Source organism: Paenibacillus sp. BIHB 4019 (genome assembly GCF_002741035.1).
Taxonomy (GTDB): Bacteria; Bacillota; Bacilli; order Paenibacillales; family Paenibacillaceae; genus Pristimantibacillus.
Window position 1 is genome coordinate 3860885 of the sequence record NZ_CP016808.1, and the last position, 15586, is coordinate 3876470.

17 protein-coding genes are annotated in these 15586 nt (G+C 50.5%); 11 read left to right on the forward strand and 6 right to left on the reverse strand.

The features are described from left to right. Window positions 1-25 precede the first annotated feature (25 nt). On the forward strand, window positions 26-1540 hold the full coding sequence (locus BBD42_RS16765) for a DUF3502 domain-containing protein (RefSeq protein ID WP_099519083.1): 1515 nt from the start codon (window positions 26-28) through the stop codon (window positions 1538-1540). Window positions 1541-1658: 118 nt separating this feature from the next. Here the strand turns inward: BBD42_RS16765 and BBD42_RS16770 are convergent, their stop codons facing one another. Further along, entirely contained in the window at window positions 1659-3044 is a 1386-nt protein-coding gene (locus tag BBD42_RS16770; RefSeq protein WP_099519084.1) for an MFS transporter, read from the reverse strand. Between the two features lie 120 nt (window positions 3045-3164). Here BBD42_RS16770 and BBD42_RS16775 point away from each other — a divergent pair, with 120 nt between their 5' ends. The 3 genes from BBD42_RS16775 (at window position 3165) to BBD42_RS16785 (ending at window position 5360) form a co-directional block, all read left to right on the forward strand. Next, on the forward strand, window positions 3165-4064 hold the full coding sequence (locus tag BBD42_RS16775) for a LysR family transcriptional regulator (protein ID WP_099519085.1): 900 nt from the start codon (window positions 3165-3167) through the stop codon (window positions 4062-4064). A 193-nt stretch (window positions 4065-4257) separates the two neighbouring features. Further along, window positions 4258-4638, forward strand: a complete 381-nt coding sequence (locus BBD42_RS16780) for a globin domain-containing protein (protein WP_172455524.1) — start codon at window positions 4258-4260, stop codon at window positions 4636-4638. A 14-nt stretch (window positions 4639-4652) separates the two neighbouring features. Next, window positions 4653-5360, forward strand: a complete 708-nt coding sequence (locus BBD42_RS16785; RefSeq protein ID WP_099519087.1) for a DUF2225 domain-containing protein — start codon at window positions 4653-4655, stop codon at window positions 5358-5360. Window positions 5361-5574: 214 nt separating this feature from the next. On the opposite strand, the gene BBD42_RS16790 is transcribed toward BBD42_RS16785, so the two are convergent. After that, window positions 5575-5817: a hypothetical protein gene (locus tag BBD42_RS16790; RefSeq protein WP_099519088.1), complete on the reverse strand. Its 243-nt coding sequence runs from the start codon at window positions 5815-5817 to the stop codon at window positions 5575-5577. Further along, window positions 5814-6014, reverse strand: coding sequence for a YycC family protein (locus tag BBD42_RS16795; protein WP_099519089.1), 201 nt, complete (start codon window positions 6012-6014; stop codon window positions 5814-5816). The genes BBD42_RS16790 and BBD42_RS16795 overlap by 4 nt, the downstream gene beginning before the upstream one ends. Before the next feature lie 236 nt (window positions 6015-6250). On the opposite strand from BBD42_RS16795, the gene BBD42_RS16800 reads away from it, so the two are divergent. Beyond that, entirely contained in the window at window positions 6251-8035 is a 1785-nt protein-coding gene (locus BBD42_RS16800; protein WP_099519090.1) for a M3 family oligoendopeptidase, read from the forward strand. Between the two features lie 90 nt (window positions 8036-8125). Here BBD42_RS16800 and BBD42_RS16805 read toward each other — a convergent pair whose 3' ends face one another. From BBD42_RS16805 to BBD42_RS16815, 3 genes are read right to left on the reverse strand one after another with little or no spacing between them, the layout of a single operon-like run. Continuing rightward, a complete protein-coding gene (locus BBD42_RS16805; protein WP_099519091.1) occupies window positions 8126-8917 on the reverse strand; it encodes an ABC transporter ATP-binding protein in 792 nt (263 codons plus the stop codon). 24 nt (window positions 8918-8941) lie between these two features. Continuing rightward, window positions 8942-9700, reverse strand: a complete 759-nt coding sequence (locus BBD42_RS16810) for an ABC transporter permease (protein WP_099519092.1) — start codon at window positions 9698-9700, stop codon at window positions 8942-8944. Further along, window positions 9675-10736: an ABC transporter substrate-binding protein gene (locus tag BBD42_RS16815; protein WP_099519093.1), complete on the reverse strand. Its 1062-nt coding sequence runs from the start codon at window positions 10734-10736 to the stop codon at window positions 9675-9677. Before BBD42_RS16815 ends, BBD42_RS16810 begins: the two co-directional genes overlap by 26 nt. Before the next feature lie 365 nt (window positions 10737-11101). Here BBD42_RS16815 and BBD42_RS16820 point away from each other — a divergent pair, with 365 nt between their 5' ends. From BBD42_RS16820 to fsa, 6 genes are all read left to right on the forward strand, one after another. Further along, entirely contained in the window at window positions 11102-11728 is a 627-nt protein-coding gene (locus tag BBD42_RS16820; RefSeq protein ID WP_348272606.1) for a helix-turn-helix transcriptional regulator, read from the forward strand. Beyond that, window positions 11725-12525 (forward strand): pyruvate, water dikinase regulatory protein, encoded by an 801-nt coding sequence (locus BBD42_RS16825; protein WP_099519094.1) that lies wholly within the window; start codon window positions 11725-11727, stop codon window positions 12523-12525. The genes BBD42_RS16820 and BBD42_RS16825 overlap by 4 nt, the downstream gene beginning before the upstream one ends. 240 nt (window positions 12526-12765) lie before the next feature. Continuing rightward, entirely contained in the window at window positions 12766-13728 is a 963-nt protein-coding gene (glpX, locus tag BBD42_RS16830; RefSeq protein ID WP_099521648.1) for a class II fructose-bisphosphatase, read from the forward strand. Between the two features lie 9 nt (window positions 13729-13737). Further along, window positions 13738-14337, forward strand: coding sequence for a suppressor of fused domain protein (locus BBD42_RS16835; protein ID WP_099519095.1), 600 nt, complete (start codon window positions 13738-13740; stop codon window positions 14335-14337). A 70-nt stretch (window positions 14338-14407) separates the two neighbouring features. After that, window positions 14408-14809, forward strand: coding sequence for a nucleoside-diphosphate kinase (gene ndk / locus BBD42_RS16840; RefSeq protein ID WP_099519096.1), 402 nt, complete (start codon window positions 14408-14410; stop codon window positions 14807-14809). 25 nt (window positions 14810-14834) lie between these two features. Continuing rightward, window positions 14835-15482 (forward strand): fructose-6-phosphate aldolase, encoded by a 648-nt coding sequence (fsa, locus tag BBD42_RS16845; RefSeq protein ID WP_099519097.1) that lies wholly within the window; start codon window positions 14835-14837, stop codon window positions 15480-15482. Window positions 15483-15586: the final 104 nt, after the last annotated feature.

The following is a 15586-nucleotide window of genomic DNA, read 5'->3' on the forward strand; positions in this document are numbered from 1 at the left end:
AAAAACAATACAGGAGGGTTCACACATGGTAAAGAAACGCGTATGGTCAGCTCTGCTCTTGGCAGCGCTGCTGCTTGTCACCGCCTGCGGCACGGGAAGCAATAACGGGAATGAATCTGCATCGCCTGCTACTGGCACAAATAATGAAGGCGCTGGCAGCGGGCTTAAGCCGGCCAAGCTCAAAATCGTCCTTTACGGCGACGAGTCGAACCGCATGAAGGAGCTTTCCAAAGCAGAATTTAAGGACCTGATCAAAAAAGAAATCAACGCCGACATTGAATTTCAGTTTCTGCCATGGACAGAATACGGCGGCGGCAAAACCGATTTGATGCTGTCTACCGGCGAGGATTTTGCAACCTATACGGATACGAATTATATGGTCAAGTCCGTAGCGAAAGGGCTGTATACCGATTTGACGCCATTTATGGAGCAAGCGGCGGGCGATTTGATGAAATCGATTGATGGCAATTCCTTTACGGCCTTCCAGCTTGACGGCAAGCAGTATGCGGTTCCGGTAGGCAATAAGCCAAACTCGGGGGAGTTCTACAGCGTGCTGGCGCGCCAGGATTTGCTGGAGGAGGTTGGAATGACCAGCCTTTCATCATTGGCGGAGCTGGAGCAATTTTATGACAAAGTCCATGCAAAGCATCCTGAGCTGATTGGCTTTGCAAGCACGGACGCCCGCAGATTGCTGATGTACGAATACACGGACAAAAATTTGTTCTGGCAAAATGATATGCTCGCTATTGATGAATCATCCAAGGATGACAAAGTGATCAGCTGGTTTGAGAGCGAGGAGTTCAAAGCGTATGCCGCGATAATGAAGGGCTGGTACCAGAAGGGCATTATTCCTAAATATGCAGCGACTAATCTGCCTCAATTGCAATCCGATTGGAACTCCGGCAAGGCGATGTTCTGGGCTGGAACGGCAGCGCGTCCGTTTGAAGGCGCGGCTTCGATAACGCAGGCTGTTCCGACAGCGAAGCTTGCCAACTATTTCTTGAGCAAGGATCAGCCAAAGATTAGCCGTGGCACGTATAGCACCGCATGGTTTGTATCGGCTAATGCGGCTGATCCTGAACGTTATGTGATGTTCTTCAATTTGCTTCAGAAAAATCAGGAGCTGTACGATTTGTTCGCGTATGGCATCAAGGATAAGGACTACACGCTTGATGAGAACGGCAGACTGACACGCACCACAACTGATTCGCTTATACCGGATTGGCTGCTGATGAATAAAAACTTTATGCGCTTCGACAATACGGTTCCGGAAGATTTTATTGCCCAGTATAAAGCATGGGACGATGATGCTATTATTTCGAAGGGTGCAGGCTTCAACTTTGATAATACGCCAGTCAAAAACGAGGAAACCAAAATCAATGGCGTATTCTCGGAGCTGTTGTCGCCAATTGCCAGCGGCTTCCTGGACTACGATACGTATTTCCCGAAAGCCTTGGAGAAGCTGAAAGCCGCAGGCTTTGACAAATACATGGCGGAATACCAGAAGCAATTTTCCGCATGGTACGCTGCCAAGCCGTAAGGCAGCCTGTCTTATTGGAAGCAGTCGTACAGTGCAAGGCAAGGCGAGTTAGGAAAGAGAAAAGGCGGTACAGCTGCTTACCCGAGCGCTGTACCGCCTTTTTTATGCGCAGCCTGCTTTAAGGACTTGCCAACTGCCCTGACTCCAAGCGCCGCCGATTCATGAATACCAAGGATATTGCAATTACCGTAAGGATAAGGCCAAGCACTCGCAATCCCCCGGCGTTGAACGTACCTCCCATTACGATGCTTATCAGTAAGGAAGAGAGAATGGTCCCCAAATATCTTGATGTATTAAATAACCCGGAAGCTACACCAATGATTTCTTTAGGAGAGCTTTGGAATAAAGCGGCTTGCATGCCGACATTATTCAGCCCGTTGCTAACACCGAATGCGGCTAAAGCGAAACACACACTAATAACGGGCGAAGAAGCATTCAAGGTCACGATCCAAATGGACCCCAGTGCCATCAGGATTCCAGATACTAGCAATGCGGGGCGAGGACCTGATTTATCGATCCATCGTCCTGCTATTGGAGAAACGACGAGCGAGCATAAACCCAAGCTTAGCATGAGGATGCCTGTATGGAATTCATTGATATGGCGCACCATTTGCAAGTAGGATGGAAGCCCGAAAAAGATCGAGTAAAAAAGCAGGTTAACGAGCATAAATTGGACATTGACCCAAGTCATCGCAGGATATTTGGCGAATGTGCGCAAAGGAATAAAAGGGGATGCTGCCTTTAGCTCGTGCCGTACGAAAGCGACAAGCAGCGCAAGTCCAGCCAGCAAGGCAATGACATTCCAAGCGGAGACGTGCCCTACTGATTTTGCTGACAGCAAGCCAACGAGCAGCGCAACCAGACCTGCTGTGAAGAGCACAATCCCCGGCGCATCCATCAAAGCAAACCATTTACGGAAGGACATGTCCCGTGTAACGGTTGTTGGCAGCTGGTCATTTGGAATCGTCCTCCAAGCGAAGAGAAAGCTCGCTACTACGAACGGAATATTGACGAAGAAAATCGCATGCCAATCCCACCAGTGAATCAAAACTCCGCCAATAAAGGGGCCAAAGGCCGCCGCTCCTGAAAGGAATATGGACATAACGGACAGCGCAGTCGCTGGTTTCTCCGTAATATGAATCCGTACAATGGCCATGCCAACCGCAACCATCATGCTTGTTCCAATTGCTTGTACAATGCGAAACACAAGGAGCAGCCCAAAGCTTTGCGATAGTGGAGCTAATAAAGAAGCAACGAAGGCTACAACAAGCCCCGTAAGAAATATTTTTTTGCGACCGAATAAATCGCTGGCTTTTCCCATCACAGGCTGAGCGACAGCACTCGCAATGTAGAATACAAAAATAATCCATGAAACATCTGTAAATGCAAGGCGGTATACATCCTGCAGCCTTGCAATAGCAACAGCAATCATTGAGGAATTTAACGGGTTCAAAAGTACGCCCAGTCCAACGGAAATCAACAACCATCTGTTGCGAACATTCATTTTTGGTCACCCCCAACATGTATTATTGCCATCGTACTTGAAATTGCTTATTCATTCCAACGCATTTTATGTTATGATTTCATTCACTTGAAGGAATGAGTGAATGAATGGAGGGCGGAAATGGAACTTCTTCAATTGCAATATTTTATCACAGTGGCTCGATTGGAACATATGACTGAAGCAGCCCAAAGCTTGCACGTTACGCAATCGTCATTAAGCAAAACGATTCAACGCTTGGAGGAAAATCTAGGAGTCCCTTTATTCGATCGAGTCGGAAGGAAGCTGCGGCTCAATGCGTACGGAAACCGATTCCTTCAGCGTGCAGAAAGGGCTTTATTTGAATTGGAACAAGGCAAGCAGGAGCTTAGCGATTTATCGAGCCCGGAGCATGGCGCCTTGAAATTGGCGGTGACCGCCGCAAGTACGCTGCCCCATATCCTTCGCGAGTTCCGAAAAAAGCGGCCCAATCTCCAATACCATGTGCAAATGCTGACTACGCAGGAAATGGCAACGCTTCTGCATAGAGGAGAGGTTGATTTTTGCTTGTCATCCCCTCCTATAGCTGGAGATGACATTGAATGTGAAATCGTGTTCATGGACCCCATCCTCGTAGCGGTTCCAGTGGGGCATCGGCTGGCAGACCGAAGCAGCATATCCTTAACAGAGCTAAGGAATGAATCGTTCGTCGGTGTGAAAAAAGGTTATGGGACCCGCGATTTAGTGGACTCTGTATGCGAATCGGTTGGATTTGCCCCTCACTATGTGTATGAGGGCAATGAACCTGCAAGGCTAAGCGCACTGGTGGAAGCCGAGATTGGCATCGCCTTCATACCAAGCACGGCAAGGAATTCACGGGAAGCTATCAACTATGTCCAAGTAGAAAATCACGAATTGGTACGGGAGATCGCTTTATTGCGGCACAGGACTCGGTACCTTTCCCGGGCTGCGCTGGAATTCCGCGAGGTTGTTATCGAGTACTTTCGGGGGCTGTCCGAACAGCCGATTGAATCAGGTGATTGATCACGAATTCGCCGTTTTTAGAGGGGGATAACAAAATAAAAGCAAGCTTATTTATATTATAATAGTCTTATGGCCCATTACGAACCGGGACTATTAGGTTGGAAGCAAGGTGATATGAAGAAAAAAGGTTGAGACAGCCAAATTTTTCTGTGATATAATACTAAATACCTACAAATTGGAGCTGAAAATGACGATGAATAGGAATATAAGCCTCTATGAAGCACTTGGTGGAGATAGGTCTTTAAGGCTTATTGTAGAGTCGTTCTACCCAAAGGTACAGGCGCATCCTCTACTCGGTCCATTGTTTCCGGAAGATATTAATCCGGTGATGGAGAAGCAGCATATGTTTCTCACCCAGTTTTTTGGAGGGCCGACGTTATTCTCCGATGCTTTCGGGCATCCGATGATGCGTGCACGGCATATGCCATTCGAAATTACGCCTGCGCGTGCTGAAGCTTGGCTAGATTGCATGAACAGAGCGCTTCAGGAAGTAGGCATTGAAGACGAGCTAAGACAATTTGTTATCGAAAGACTATCAGGACCTGCCCATCATTTTGTAAACACACCAGAATAGGAGATGTGGTCTGTATGGAACCGCTATATGAAACGAAAGTACAATGCATTTGCTGTGAGACAAGTTTTATAACCTCGCGCGTGCGTCCTAGTTTTAAGAAAGCGGTGAAGTCAGACACAGACTTCTGCGGTTATTATAAAGCGGATATAAATCCCGATTATTATGTCGTTCGCGTATGCCCGACTTGCGGCTATGCATCGACAGAGAATGGCACAGAACGGCTGAGCGATAAACAGAAGCTGAGCTATTATGAAAATGTCGGCTCGCGCTGGGTTACTCGTGAGTTCAGCGGTGAGCGCTCGCTGCAGCAGGCTATGGCGACGTACAAGCTGGCGCTGTTGTCGGCCCAATCGGTGGGCGAATCCCCGCGTGTGATCGCTGGCATTTTGCATCACATTGCATGGTTGTACCGCTATGAGGGCAACCATGCCGAGGAGCAGCGTTTTCTGAGATTTGCGCTGCAAGCGTATGTGAAAGTTTTTGAAGGGGAAGGCGCGGAGCTCAATGGCGCTAAGCTGATGTATTTGATTGGCGAGCTGAACAGGCGCATCGGCGAACGCGCAGAGGCTGTACGCTGGTTCTCGCGCATCGTCAATGACAAGCGCATTATGGATGCCGCGATGATTCGGGCAAGCCGCGAGCAATGGCAGCTCATTCGCGAGGAACAGGAAGCGAGCAGAATGCTGGAGCAAGAGCCGCATGGCGAGCTGACATCTGCCTAATACGCTTCAAGCAAGCACGAAGCAGTCTGGAACGAATAAAGAAGCTTCCGCATTTCCGCTGTAAGCAGCGGTTGTGGAAGCTTCTTTTTTTTTGCTATGAGGCAAGCGGCTATTAATCCGAGGCTTCCTTTAGTTGAACGGGAGCAAGATGCTTTGGACAAGCGGCAGGCGCTCTCTTTTTCAATAAAGGCTTGGTAGGTCTGTCCGCGCTAAGTTAGCCGCCCAGCTTGCGCAAGCGCTCGGTTGCCAGCAAATAGTCGCCATCTACATCAATGATCGTTACTCGGTTGTGGCAGCAGGGAAAAACCAGCAGCTTTTTTTTGCCTTGCTGGATGAGCGGGATTTCCTTGGGACGAATCGGGATTAGCACATTGCTGGCCTGGCAAAACGGGCAATCATGTACATAGATGTCATTCATCATGATGTCGTAGGGCCAGGTGTTCTCAAACGGAATCATACAGGCTTGTCTCCTGAAGCTTCATCTTTTGACGGGGTCGCAGCGGCTGTGTTGGCTTCAGCTTCGGCTTTGGCGAGCTCGCCGAGCTTTTGCAGCAAAATATGTTTTGGCATATGCATTAAGTGCTCAATCGGGATGCCGAGCTGCTTGGACAGCTTGATTGCGGTATCCGCTGAAATTTGTAAAGGCTGGGACATGGTAGAAATCCTCCAATCTGTATATAATTAAGTTATACACCGCCTCCGAAGAATGCGCAAATGAAAAGCGAATCTTACGGGCGGTTTTTAATGAACTATAAGCATTTATAAGTTTCACTAATAGGCTTATATTTCATTGCGGAACGACAGCTTTGCCGCCGAAGGACCGCTTCAGCCGTTTACGCTTGGTTGATTTAGCCGTTAAGGAAGATTGGGCAAGGAGAGGAGATAGACGAATGTCAGTTGGTCATTATTCATTAACATGGAATTTGGACTCGATTTATGCAGGAGGAGCGGGCTCGGAGGCTTTTGCAGCGGAGCTGGCTGCGGTGCAGCAGGAACTGTCGGAGCTTGAAGGGCTGCTTGCAGCACCGCAGGAGGGAGCCGCTTATTTAAACAAGATAACGGAGCTTGTGCAGTCGGTTTTGCTGCGGATGCGCCAGTCGGATTCATTCGTCGCTTGTTTGACCGCGCAAAATATGAAGGATAAAGCTGCAACTGCCTTGAATGATCGCATCAAGACGCTGAATGCGGCCTTCCAAGGCGCATTGACGCGCTATGATAATGTGCTGCGCAGCGTTGATGATGCAAGCTGGACAGCGTGGGTCAGCGAGGGACCAGCGGCTGAGATTGCATTCAGCTTGACGGAGCGCCGCGAGCAAGCGAAGGAGAAGCTGTCTCCAGAGCTGGAGTCTTTAATCGAAGATATGGCGGTAGACGGCTATCATGGCTGGGGAGATTTGTACAATCTCGTCGTATCGCGGGCGAAATTCAATGATATCGGCGCGGATGGCGAGAAGCGCGAGCTGTCGGCAGGACAGATGTTCAATAAGCTGTCAGCGAGTGACCGTTCGGTTCGGCAGGCGGCTTTTGCCGAGTGGGAACGGGAATGGGGCGAGCAGGCTGATCTGTGTGCAGACGCCTTGAACCGGATTTCCGGCTTCCGCCTGAAATTGTATGGCAAGCGGGGCTGGCACTCAGCGCTCAAGGAGCCGCTGCAAATGAACCGGATGAGCGAGAAGACGATCGGGGCTATGTGGTCGGCAATCAACGAGGGCAAGCCGGAACTGGTTAAATATATGCAGCGCAAAGCGAAGCTGCTTGGTGTCGAGCAAATGGATTGGCACGATATGTACGCGTCCATCGGTACGGCAGAGAAGGTCGTCAGCTATGACGAGGGCGCGGCGCAAATTTTAGAGCAGTTTGCGAAGTTCAGCCCGGAGCTGGCCGCTTTTTCAGAAAAAGCATTTGTAGACCAATGGATCGAGGTCGAGGATCGTCCGGGCAAGCGTCCTGGCGGCTTCTGTACTTCATTGCCGAAAAGCAAAGAGACAAGAATTTTTATGACGTATTCGGGTACCGCATCGAATGTGTCGACACTTGCGCATGAGCTGGGACATGCTTACCATCAGCATGTGATGAATGATTTGCCAGCCTATTCGCAGGAATATGCGATGAATGTGGCCGAAACAGCCTCGACGTTCGCAGAGCTGATCGTATCGGATTCTGCGCTTAAGGCAGCAACGGACAAAGATGAGAAAATCGCTCTGCTGGAAGAAAAATTGAGCAGCGCGGTATCCTTTTTCATGGATATCCATGCGCGGTTTTTGTTCGAGACGCGTTTCTATGAGCGTCGTGCCGAAGGCATGCTGACCGTAGAGGAGCTCAACAAGCTGATGGAGGAAGCACAGCGTGAAGCGTTCTGCGGCGCATTCGGACAGGTGCATCCGCTGTTCTGGGCCTCGAAGCTGCATTTCTACTTCACAGATGTGCCTTTCTACAACTTCCCGTATACGTTCGGCTACTTGTTCAGCGCGGGCATTTACGCACGGGCCGTGAAGGAAGGGGCAGCTTTTGCCGACCGCTATGTGGCGCTGCTGCAAGATACCGGCCGCATGACGGTTGAGGATTTGGCCCAAAAGCATTTGGGCGTCAATTTGGAGGAGCCCGATTTCTGGCGGGAGGCGGTCGCGTTGACGACGGCCGATGTAAAGCTGTTTCTGGAGATGACAGAGGAATAATATAGATCGCTTATTATTGAAGAAAAAGAAGCCAGCAGAGCCGGGAAAAGCTTCCCGAGGCCTGCTGGCTTCTTAGGTTTAGGCTTAAATTTAGGCTTCCGCGCCAATGAGCTGCTTCAGGAGCTTTTGATCTGCTTCGTTGAAAGCTGATCCGAGGCTTGTCTCCGCAGGGCGCATAATGCTCGTTTGGTATTTTTTGCTGGCTTGGATCAGATGCTGGGCTTCATGAATGTCCAAGGCTATTGAGGCGGGGGACCCTGCTAGCAGAACGATTCTCGAACCAAGCCGTAAAGCTTCATCGCAGTCATGGGTGACGAGGAGCACGGTGGGTTTGTCCTTCTCCCAAAGCTTGAGCAGAAGCTGCTGCATGTTTAGCCTTGCGGCCGGATCAAGACTTTGAAACGGCTCATCCATCAGCAGCAAATCAGGACTGGCGGCGAATGCCCGCACGAGCGAAACACGCTGCCGCATGCCGCCACTGAGCTGGTGGGGGTAGTGATGGATGGCAGCCGCAAGTCCTGCTTCGCGAAGCAGCTCCATGACCTTATCGCGCGTGCAGCTGTTTTTAGCAGGCTTGGCGCTGTTTGGAGCTAGCACCCAAAGTACATTTTCGAGCACCGTTTTGCCGGGCAGCAAACGCGGCTCCTGGAACACGCAGCTAATGCGGTGCTTGTTAATGCTGCTATTGCTAATACTGCTGCTATCGCGAATCACCTGGCCTTGCTCGGGCTTCTCCAAGCCTGCTGCACAGCGAAGTAGCGATGTTTTGCCAATGCCGGAGGCGCCCATCAGGCAGGTGATTTTTCCCTCGCCCAATGGCAGGGAAAAATCTTGGAAAACGGTTTTGCCGCCAAAGGTCAGCTTGATGTTGTCGAATTGCATCAGCGTTTCTCCTTCTAGATCCTATTAATCGGCAGCTGCCGGTTCTTTGCGATGGAGCAGCTTTCGTGCGATCTGCTCCATTGAAAGGCCGAGCAGGGCAATGACGAGCGTCCATGCCATAACGTCCGGCATTTCCAAATAAATTCGCGCCGTATTCATCGACGCGCCGATCCCTGTATGACCGCTAATAAGCTCCGCCATGACGACGGTTTTCCAGCCCATACCGAGGTTGACCATAACAGCGGCCGACCAGAAGGGCTTCAATGCGGGCATATAAATGCCAGCAATTCGTTTGCCTGTGCCTACTTGGTACACAGCGGCCATTTCCAGCAGCTCGCGCGGAGCCTGCCTGACCCCTTCGACCGTATTGAAAAAGAAAACAGGAACAAGCGCAATCGTGACGATTAGCACCTGTGCCCCGCCATTCGTGCCCAGCCACATGATGGCTAACAGCATCCAAGACACAGGCGGTACCGCCTGAAGCAGTGAAATGGCGGGGCGAATATATGCCTGTACGCTGTCCCGCCATCCGGCAGCCACGCCTAGCCCGGCTCCAAGCAGGAAGGCGAGCGCGAAGCCTGCGGCAAAACGGGCGATGGTACGCTTGAGCGGCTCCCACAGCGCTCCTTCGGCAACGAGTGCTGCCAATGCTTGCAGCGTTTCGATGGGACCGGGCAAAATGACCGGCGGATACAAACGCGCCGCCCCCGCCCAAACGAGCAGCAGGAGCAATGCGGCGCTTATTGGCCGCAAGCCATTACGGCGCGTAGTAGAAGCCATCATCCGGCAGCTTGCCCCCGACCGACTCTGGCGCCATTTTCAGCAATATATCAAAGTAGCGATCCGTTTCTTGACGTGATTCCGCAGCTGTCTTGAAGGAAAGTGAAATTTTGCCCATGGCCTGCGTCAAAACAGCTTCCGGCATGCCGAAGGCTTCGGCAGCCGAAGTTAAATTAGCACCTGGCTGAATGGCTTCCTCGAGCGCTGCTTGATACTGGCTTTGGAAGGCGGCAATGGCCTCTTTATTGGTTTTGGCCCATTCGCTATTCACGAATACGCCGGTTTGCGGCAAGCTTTCGCCAAATGCTTTGTGCCATTCCGCATCATAATCGACTACCTCGGACAGCTTGCCTTCCAGCTTCATGCGCAGTCCGCTAAGGACTGGCTCCGGCAGCACGGCATGCTTGATCGTACCCGCAGCAAGCTGCTGCATCATATCCGGAATCGTCGAATAGGCGAGCTCAATATCCGAAGCAAGGGCTGCTTCGCTAATCAAATATTTTGTTAAGGTGTCGGGAGGGCCGCCTTGGCCGGGAATATAGACGGTTTCGCCTGCGAGATCGGCGAGCGTTTGTTTTTCCGTATCCGTCGATATGAGGTACATGGAGCCCCATGTATTGACTTGAATGAGCTGAACCGGCAAGCCTTTGGCATAAAGATTGCTGCCCACATTAAGCGGAGCTGCAATAAAAGCGGCATCGCCATTTTGGACGCGGGCGAGCAGCTGCTCAATCGTATCCCATGTTTCTATTTTAAGCGCAATCGTATCCGCAGGCTTGTCCGCTGCAAGAAGTGCTGGAATGAGCGAAGGCGCCTTTGGCGTTAGAAAGGTGACAGCCTGTGCTTCCTGTGCTGGTGCTGCTGTTGCCTGCTGCTGTGCAGAGGTTTCTGTCGATGTTTCCGCTGACGCCGTTGCATTCGAAGCAGGGCTTGAAGCCTGGGGCTCCTTCTCGCTGCTGGAACAGCCGGCAATAATCATGGATACAGCAAGTGTGCCTGCCATTAGCAGTCTGCTGATCTGGTGACGAAATGTACCCATTCGTTTGTCCAACTCCTTAAGTGTTTGTGTGGATTTGTTAAGAATCATTCTCAATTATAGAGGGTGGAGGAGAATGCACCATCCCATAAATGTGGGATTCACATGCTCCTAAGGGGCAAGGGGCGTCATATAGGGGTCATTTTTCACTAAAAGGGGATTTATGAGCATTATATCGTTCTCTTTCATCCGCTATCAGAAACACTAATAGGAATATGACGTCTTATATATTGTGCATCATATTTATATGTGTTATATTAATTGCGGATAATGACCATTCAATATGATGCCTATCTTATAGATAGATATGGTCGAGAGGGGGAGAAAACGTTATACAGCTATCATCCAGGCAGTTAGAGCTTATTGAGCTGGTAAAGAAGCATGCGCCTGTTACCGGAGAGCAACTTGCAGATTATATAGGCGTGAGCCGCCCTACTCTGCGCTCGGATTTTTCGCTGCTCGTGATGCTGGGGCTTCTTGATGCCAAGCCGAAAGTCGGTTATTTCCTAGGCAATGCCTACCGCGGCGTGGATAATTCGGAAACGAGGCAGCGTTTTGATCATATGAAGGTTGCCGAAATACAAGGAGTACCAGTGAACATACCGGATACGCTTTCCGTTCATGATGCTGTCATTACTCTGTTTACCGAAAATGCGGATACGCTGCTGATTGTTAATGAAGAGAAAAAATTTGTCGGCATCGTAACGCCCAAGGATTTGCTAAAAATTACGCTAGGCAATGCGGGAGCTGCATCCATCCCTGTAAGCATGGTTATGACGCGTTTTCCGAATATCGTGACGCTTTCCAGCGATGATTCGGTGGCGGATGCGATTCGCAAAATGATTTTACATCAAGTGGACTGTTTGCCGGTTATTACGTCGGTGGACGAGTCCGGTCAAGGTCCCGAGGTTACCGGTTGGGTGTCCAAATCCAATATTATTCGTCTGATGTCGGACATCGCAGCAGCAGAGGAACTGGGGGAACAAGGTTTATGACAGAAGAAATCATATACGTGTGCTCCGATGCGGTGGGCGAGACAGCAGAGGCTGTGGCGAAAGCTACACTGCGGCAGTTTTCTTCGGAGCATGTCAAAATTAAACGTTATGGCCATATGAAGACGGAGGATGAGGTTATTCAGGTTGTTGCTGAAGCAGCCCGCACCGGCGGCTTTATCAGCTATACCCTCGTACAGCCGGAGCTGCGCGAGCTCATGAAGGAAGAAGCTTTACGCTGGGGTGTACGCGCAGTCGATGTGATGGGACCGATGATGCAAGCCTACGTGGATACCTTTGGCAGCTTTCCGAAGCGCAAGCCAGGCTTGCTCCATTCAATGGATGATGAATATTATCGCCGTATGGAAGCGATTGAGTTTGCAGTCAAATACGATGACGGCAAAGATGCAAGAGGATTTATGCAGGCCCAAGTGGTGCTGATCGGGGCATCGCGGACGTCGAAGACGCCGCTTAGCGTATTCTTGTCCCACAAAGGCATTAAGGCTGCGAATTTGCCGCTGATGCCGGAGGTGAAGCCGCCTGCTGAATTGTATCCGCTGCCAGGCCGCCTTATTGTTGGCTTGACGATGCAGCCAGAGCAGCTGCTGCACATTCGCTCCGAGCGTCTGAAGACGCTGGGCTTGCCGGGTTCGGCCCAATACGCTTCCATGGAACGCATCATGGAGGAGCTTAATCATGCGTCACGCGTCATGGAGGAGCTTGGCTGTCCTGTCATCGATGTCACGAGCCGGGCTATTGAGGAAACTGCTGGCATTATTATAGAAATGATGAACAGCTAGAAGCTTGGTGAAAAAGGCGTAGCGGAATGAAAAGAATGAGCTGGAGAAGCGTTAGCGTTCGTTTTTACCCTTGAAATTTTACCCATTGTAGGCTATTCACAAAAATTCAAGGGTAATGGCGATCAGAAGCCATTCTTTTCATGCAGCGCAGCCTTTTTCCACCACACATCCAGGGTTGCTGATTGAAGAGGTATAGATGACGAAAAGTTGGCAATACGAAGGAGAGGGAGATTACAGATGCTGGAACGCGAATTATCTTTGGAGCTTATACGAGTAACGGAGCTTGCCGCACTTGCGGCTTCTCCATGGATGGGACGCGGTGACAAGCATAGCGCAGACGGCGCGGCAACGGAAGCGATGCGCAGCATGTTCGACACCGTATCGATCCGTGGAACCGTTGTAATCGGCGAAGGTGAAATGGATGAGGCACCGATGCTGTATATCGGAGAGCAGGTCGGCAGCATGAACGGTCCTGAGGTTGACGTGGCAGTAGACCCGCTGGAGGGAACTGAAATCGTTGCCAAAGGATTGAATAACGCGATGGCTGTCCTTGCTGTAGCGCCGAAGGGCCAGTTGCTGCATGCGCCTGACATGTATATGGAGAAGCTAGCAGTTGGTCCTGCACTTGCCGGGAAGCTGTCGCTGCGCGATCCCATAGTGACAACGCTTGAAAAAGCGGCCCTCGCCCTTGATAAGCCAGTATCTGACCTCACCGTCATGATTCTCGACAGAGAGCGTCATGCAGATACCATTCAAGAGCTGCGCAAAGCAGGCGTGCGAATCAAGTTTCTGTCAGATGGAGACGTAGCAGGCGCGATGGCACCGTCCTTTCCTGAAGCGGGTATTGATTTGTATGTAGGCTCTGGCGGCGCGCCTGAAGGTGTGCTGGCAGCTGCCGCACTCAAATGTCTGGGCGGAGAAATTCAAGGCCGTCTCATGCCGGAAAATGAAGAGCAGTATGAGCGCTGCATTTCTATGGGGCTGTCTGATCCTCGCAAAATTTTGTATATCAACGATATGGTCGGCACGGATGATGTGATTTTCGCTGCTACTGGCGTTACGCCAGGCGAATTTATGGGCGGAGTTCGTTATTTGCCCGATCAGCGGGCGGAAACACATTCCATCGTCATGCGAGCCAAAACACGTACAATCCGTTACGTGAAGTCGCTTCATTACTTACCGAACAAACCACTTTTGCGATAGGGTGCTTTTATGGAAATGGAATTTTTCACTAAGAACGATAGGTTTGCCTTTGATGTTCGCAGAAGCATTTTGCTTAGTGCTTATATGGAGCAGTGGGGCATGCCCGAATATCGGGTAATGATGTCCAAGATGGAGAGCGGCGTCTATATTGAAATGTACCTTTTTCCTGATAGGGGAGGGGTTTCAAGATTTGTGACAATAGGCTTGTCCAATACGGTTTACAAGTCCGGGCAGCCCGCAGCCTGTGAATGGATGATGGCACTTCCATCGGATTTGGGCGGAGAGAAGGCCGAACGGATTTTTAATTATTTTGCCGATTTAATCGCTCATCATATCGAAAGCGCCACCGACTTGTCCGTACCTCTCGTTATGGGCTCAAGTGCTCTAGCGCCGGAGAACTGGCATGCGAAAGCATTGTTGCTTGATGAGCTGCGCGGTGAAAGCGATAGCTTGGAGGAGCTGCAGGTCGGCAGCGAAGTTTTTCCACTCTTATGGGCCGTCCCGATTACCGAAAAAGAAGCAGCGATCATTTTGGAAAAAGGAATTGAGGATTTCGACGAAATCTTTGAAAAGTCAGATTATTCTATAATTGATCCTTGCCGTCCGTAATCTAGCATTAGATCAGACAGGAAATGAAATGGATAATAACAGTTTAGAATAGAAGAGAGGAAGTTAGCGTATGAGTCGTACTTTTGTAATGGTGAAACCAGATGGGGTTAAACGCGGCCTAATTGGCCATATCGTAGCAAAGTTTGAGGGAAAAGGGTTTGAGATTGTGCAGGCCAAGCTGATGAATGTAGATGTTGCCCTTGCCAAGCAGCATTATGTGGAGCACGTCGAAAAGCCATTTTTCGGCGAATTGGTAGATTTCATTACTTCCGGCAAAGTGTTTGCGATGATTTTGGAAGGACCGGATGCGGTGCAAAATGCAAGAAACATCATTGGCAAAACCAATCCGAAGGAAGCCCAGCCCGGAACGATTCGCGGCGATTACGCGTTAACCGTAGAAAGCAACATCATACATGGCTCTGACTCAGATGAAAGCGCTGCTCGCGAAATCAGGTTATTTTTTCAACAATAGAGATCGGCAATAAGGAGGGTGAAGCATGAAGTTTTTTCTTGATACAGCAAATGTAGAAGAAATTAAACGGATTACGAAGCTGGGCTTGGTGGATGGCGTCACGACGAATCCTTCGCTTATTGCCAAAGAAGGCCGCGATCATCAGGAAGTTATTCAGGAAATTGCCAGCCTCGTAAGCGGACCGGTCAGCGCCGAAGTGATTGGCACGAAAGCGGATGAAATGCTGGAGGAAGCTTTTCAAATTGCCGAATGGGCGCCTAACGTTGTAATTAAGCTGCCCATGACGGAGGATGGCTTGTATGCCACGAATGCGCTGGCGGCCAAAGGCATCAAGACGAATGTGACGCTCATTTTCTCGGCGGCTCAAGGCTTGATGGCGGCCAAAGCAGGCGCTACCTACATTAGCCCGTTCGTCGGCCGCTTGGACGATATCGGCGTGGATGGCCTGAACCTGATTTCGGATCTAAACACGATTATTAAAAATTACAGCTTGCCTGCAGAAATCATCGTAGCGAGCATTCGCAACATTGGGCATTTGGAGCGCGCCGCTGCGCTTGGCGCTCATATTGCGACGATTCCAGGCTCGCTGCTGCCTTCGCTGTGGAAGCATCCGCTGACGGATATCGGCATTGAGAAGTTTCTCGCCGACTATCGAAGCTCGCAAGCGAAATAAGCTGCTCGCTGTCCTAGTATTAGCGCAAGCCGCCGGTCATGGTTCATGGCCTGGCGGCTTTTCTTTTGCCGCTAACCCGCTCCCTAATGTATGATAGAAGCAGA

What these genes read in the sequence shown, in the direction of transcription:
- BBD42_RS16815 (WP_099519093.1), bottom strand. Translation starts at nt 10,736, where the DNA reads ATGGGTACATTTCGTCACCAGATCAGCAGACTGCTAATGGCAGGCACA.
- BBD42_RS16785 (WP_099519087.1), top strand. Translation starts at nt 4,653, where the DNA reads ATGGAACCGCTATATGAAACGAAAGTACAATGCATTTGCTGTGAGACA.
- BBD42_RS16780 (WP_172455524.1), top strand. Translation starts at nt 4,258, where the DNA reads ATGAATAGGAATATAAGCCTCTATGAAGCACTTGGTGGAGATAGGTCT.
- BBD42_RS16775 (WP_099519085.1), top strand. Translation starts at nt 3,165, where the DNA reads ATGGAACTTCTTCAATTGCAATATTTTATCACAGTGGCTCGATTGGAA.
- BBD42_RS16810 (WP_099519092.1), bottom strand. Translation starts at nt 9,700, where the DNA reads ATGATGGCTTCTACTACGCGCCGTAATGGCTTGCGGCCAATAAGCGCC.
- BBD42_RS16835 (WP_099519095.1), top strand. Translation starts at nt 13,738, where the DNA reads ATGGAAATGGAATTTTTCACTAAGAACGATAGGTTTGCCTTTGATGTT.
- fsa (WP_099519097.1), top strand. Translation starts at nt 14,835, where the DNA reads ATGAAGTTTTTTCTTGATACAGCAAATGTAGAAGAAATTAAACGGATT.
- BBD42_RS16800 (WP_099519090.1), top strand. Translation starts at nt 6,251, where the DNA reads ATGTCAGTTGGTCATTATTCATTAACATGGAATTTGGACTCGATTTAT.
- BBD42_RS16795 (WP_099519089.1), bottom strand. Translation starts at nt 6,014, where the DNA reads ATGTCCCAGCCTTTACAAATTTCAGCGGATACCGCAATCAAGCTGTCC.
- BBD42_RS16790 (WP_099519088.1), bottom strand. Translation starts at nt 5,817, where the DNA reads ATGATTCCGTTTGAGAACACCTGGCCCTACGACATCATGATGAATGAC.
- BBD42_RS16770 (WP_099519084.1), bottom strand. Translation starts at nt 3,044, where the DNA reads ATGAATGTTCGCAACAGATGGTTGTTGATTTCCGTTGGACTGGGCGTA.
- ndk (WP_099519096.1), top strand. Translation starts at nt 14,408, where the DNA reads ATGAGTCGTACTTTTGTAATGGTGAAACCAGATGGGGTTAAACGCGGC.
- BBD42_RS16805 (WP_099519091.1), bottom strand. Translation starts at nt 8,917, where the DNA reads ATGCAATTCGACAACATCAAGCTGACCTTTGGCGGCAAAACCGTTTTC.
- BBD42_RS16765 (WP_099519083.1), top strand. Translation starts at nt 26, where the DNA reads ATGGTAAAGAAACGCGTATGGTCAGCTCTGCTCTTGGCAGCGCTGCTG.
- BBD42_RS16825 (WP_099519094.1), top strand. Translation starts at nt 11,725, where the DNA reads ATGACAGAAGAAATCATATACGTGTGCTCCGATGCGGTGGGCGAGACA.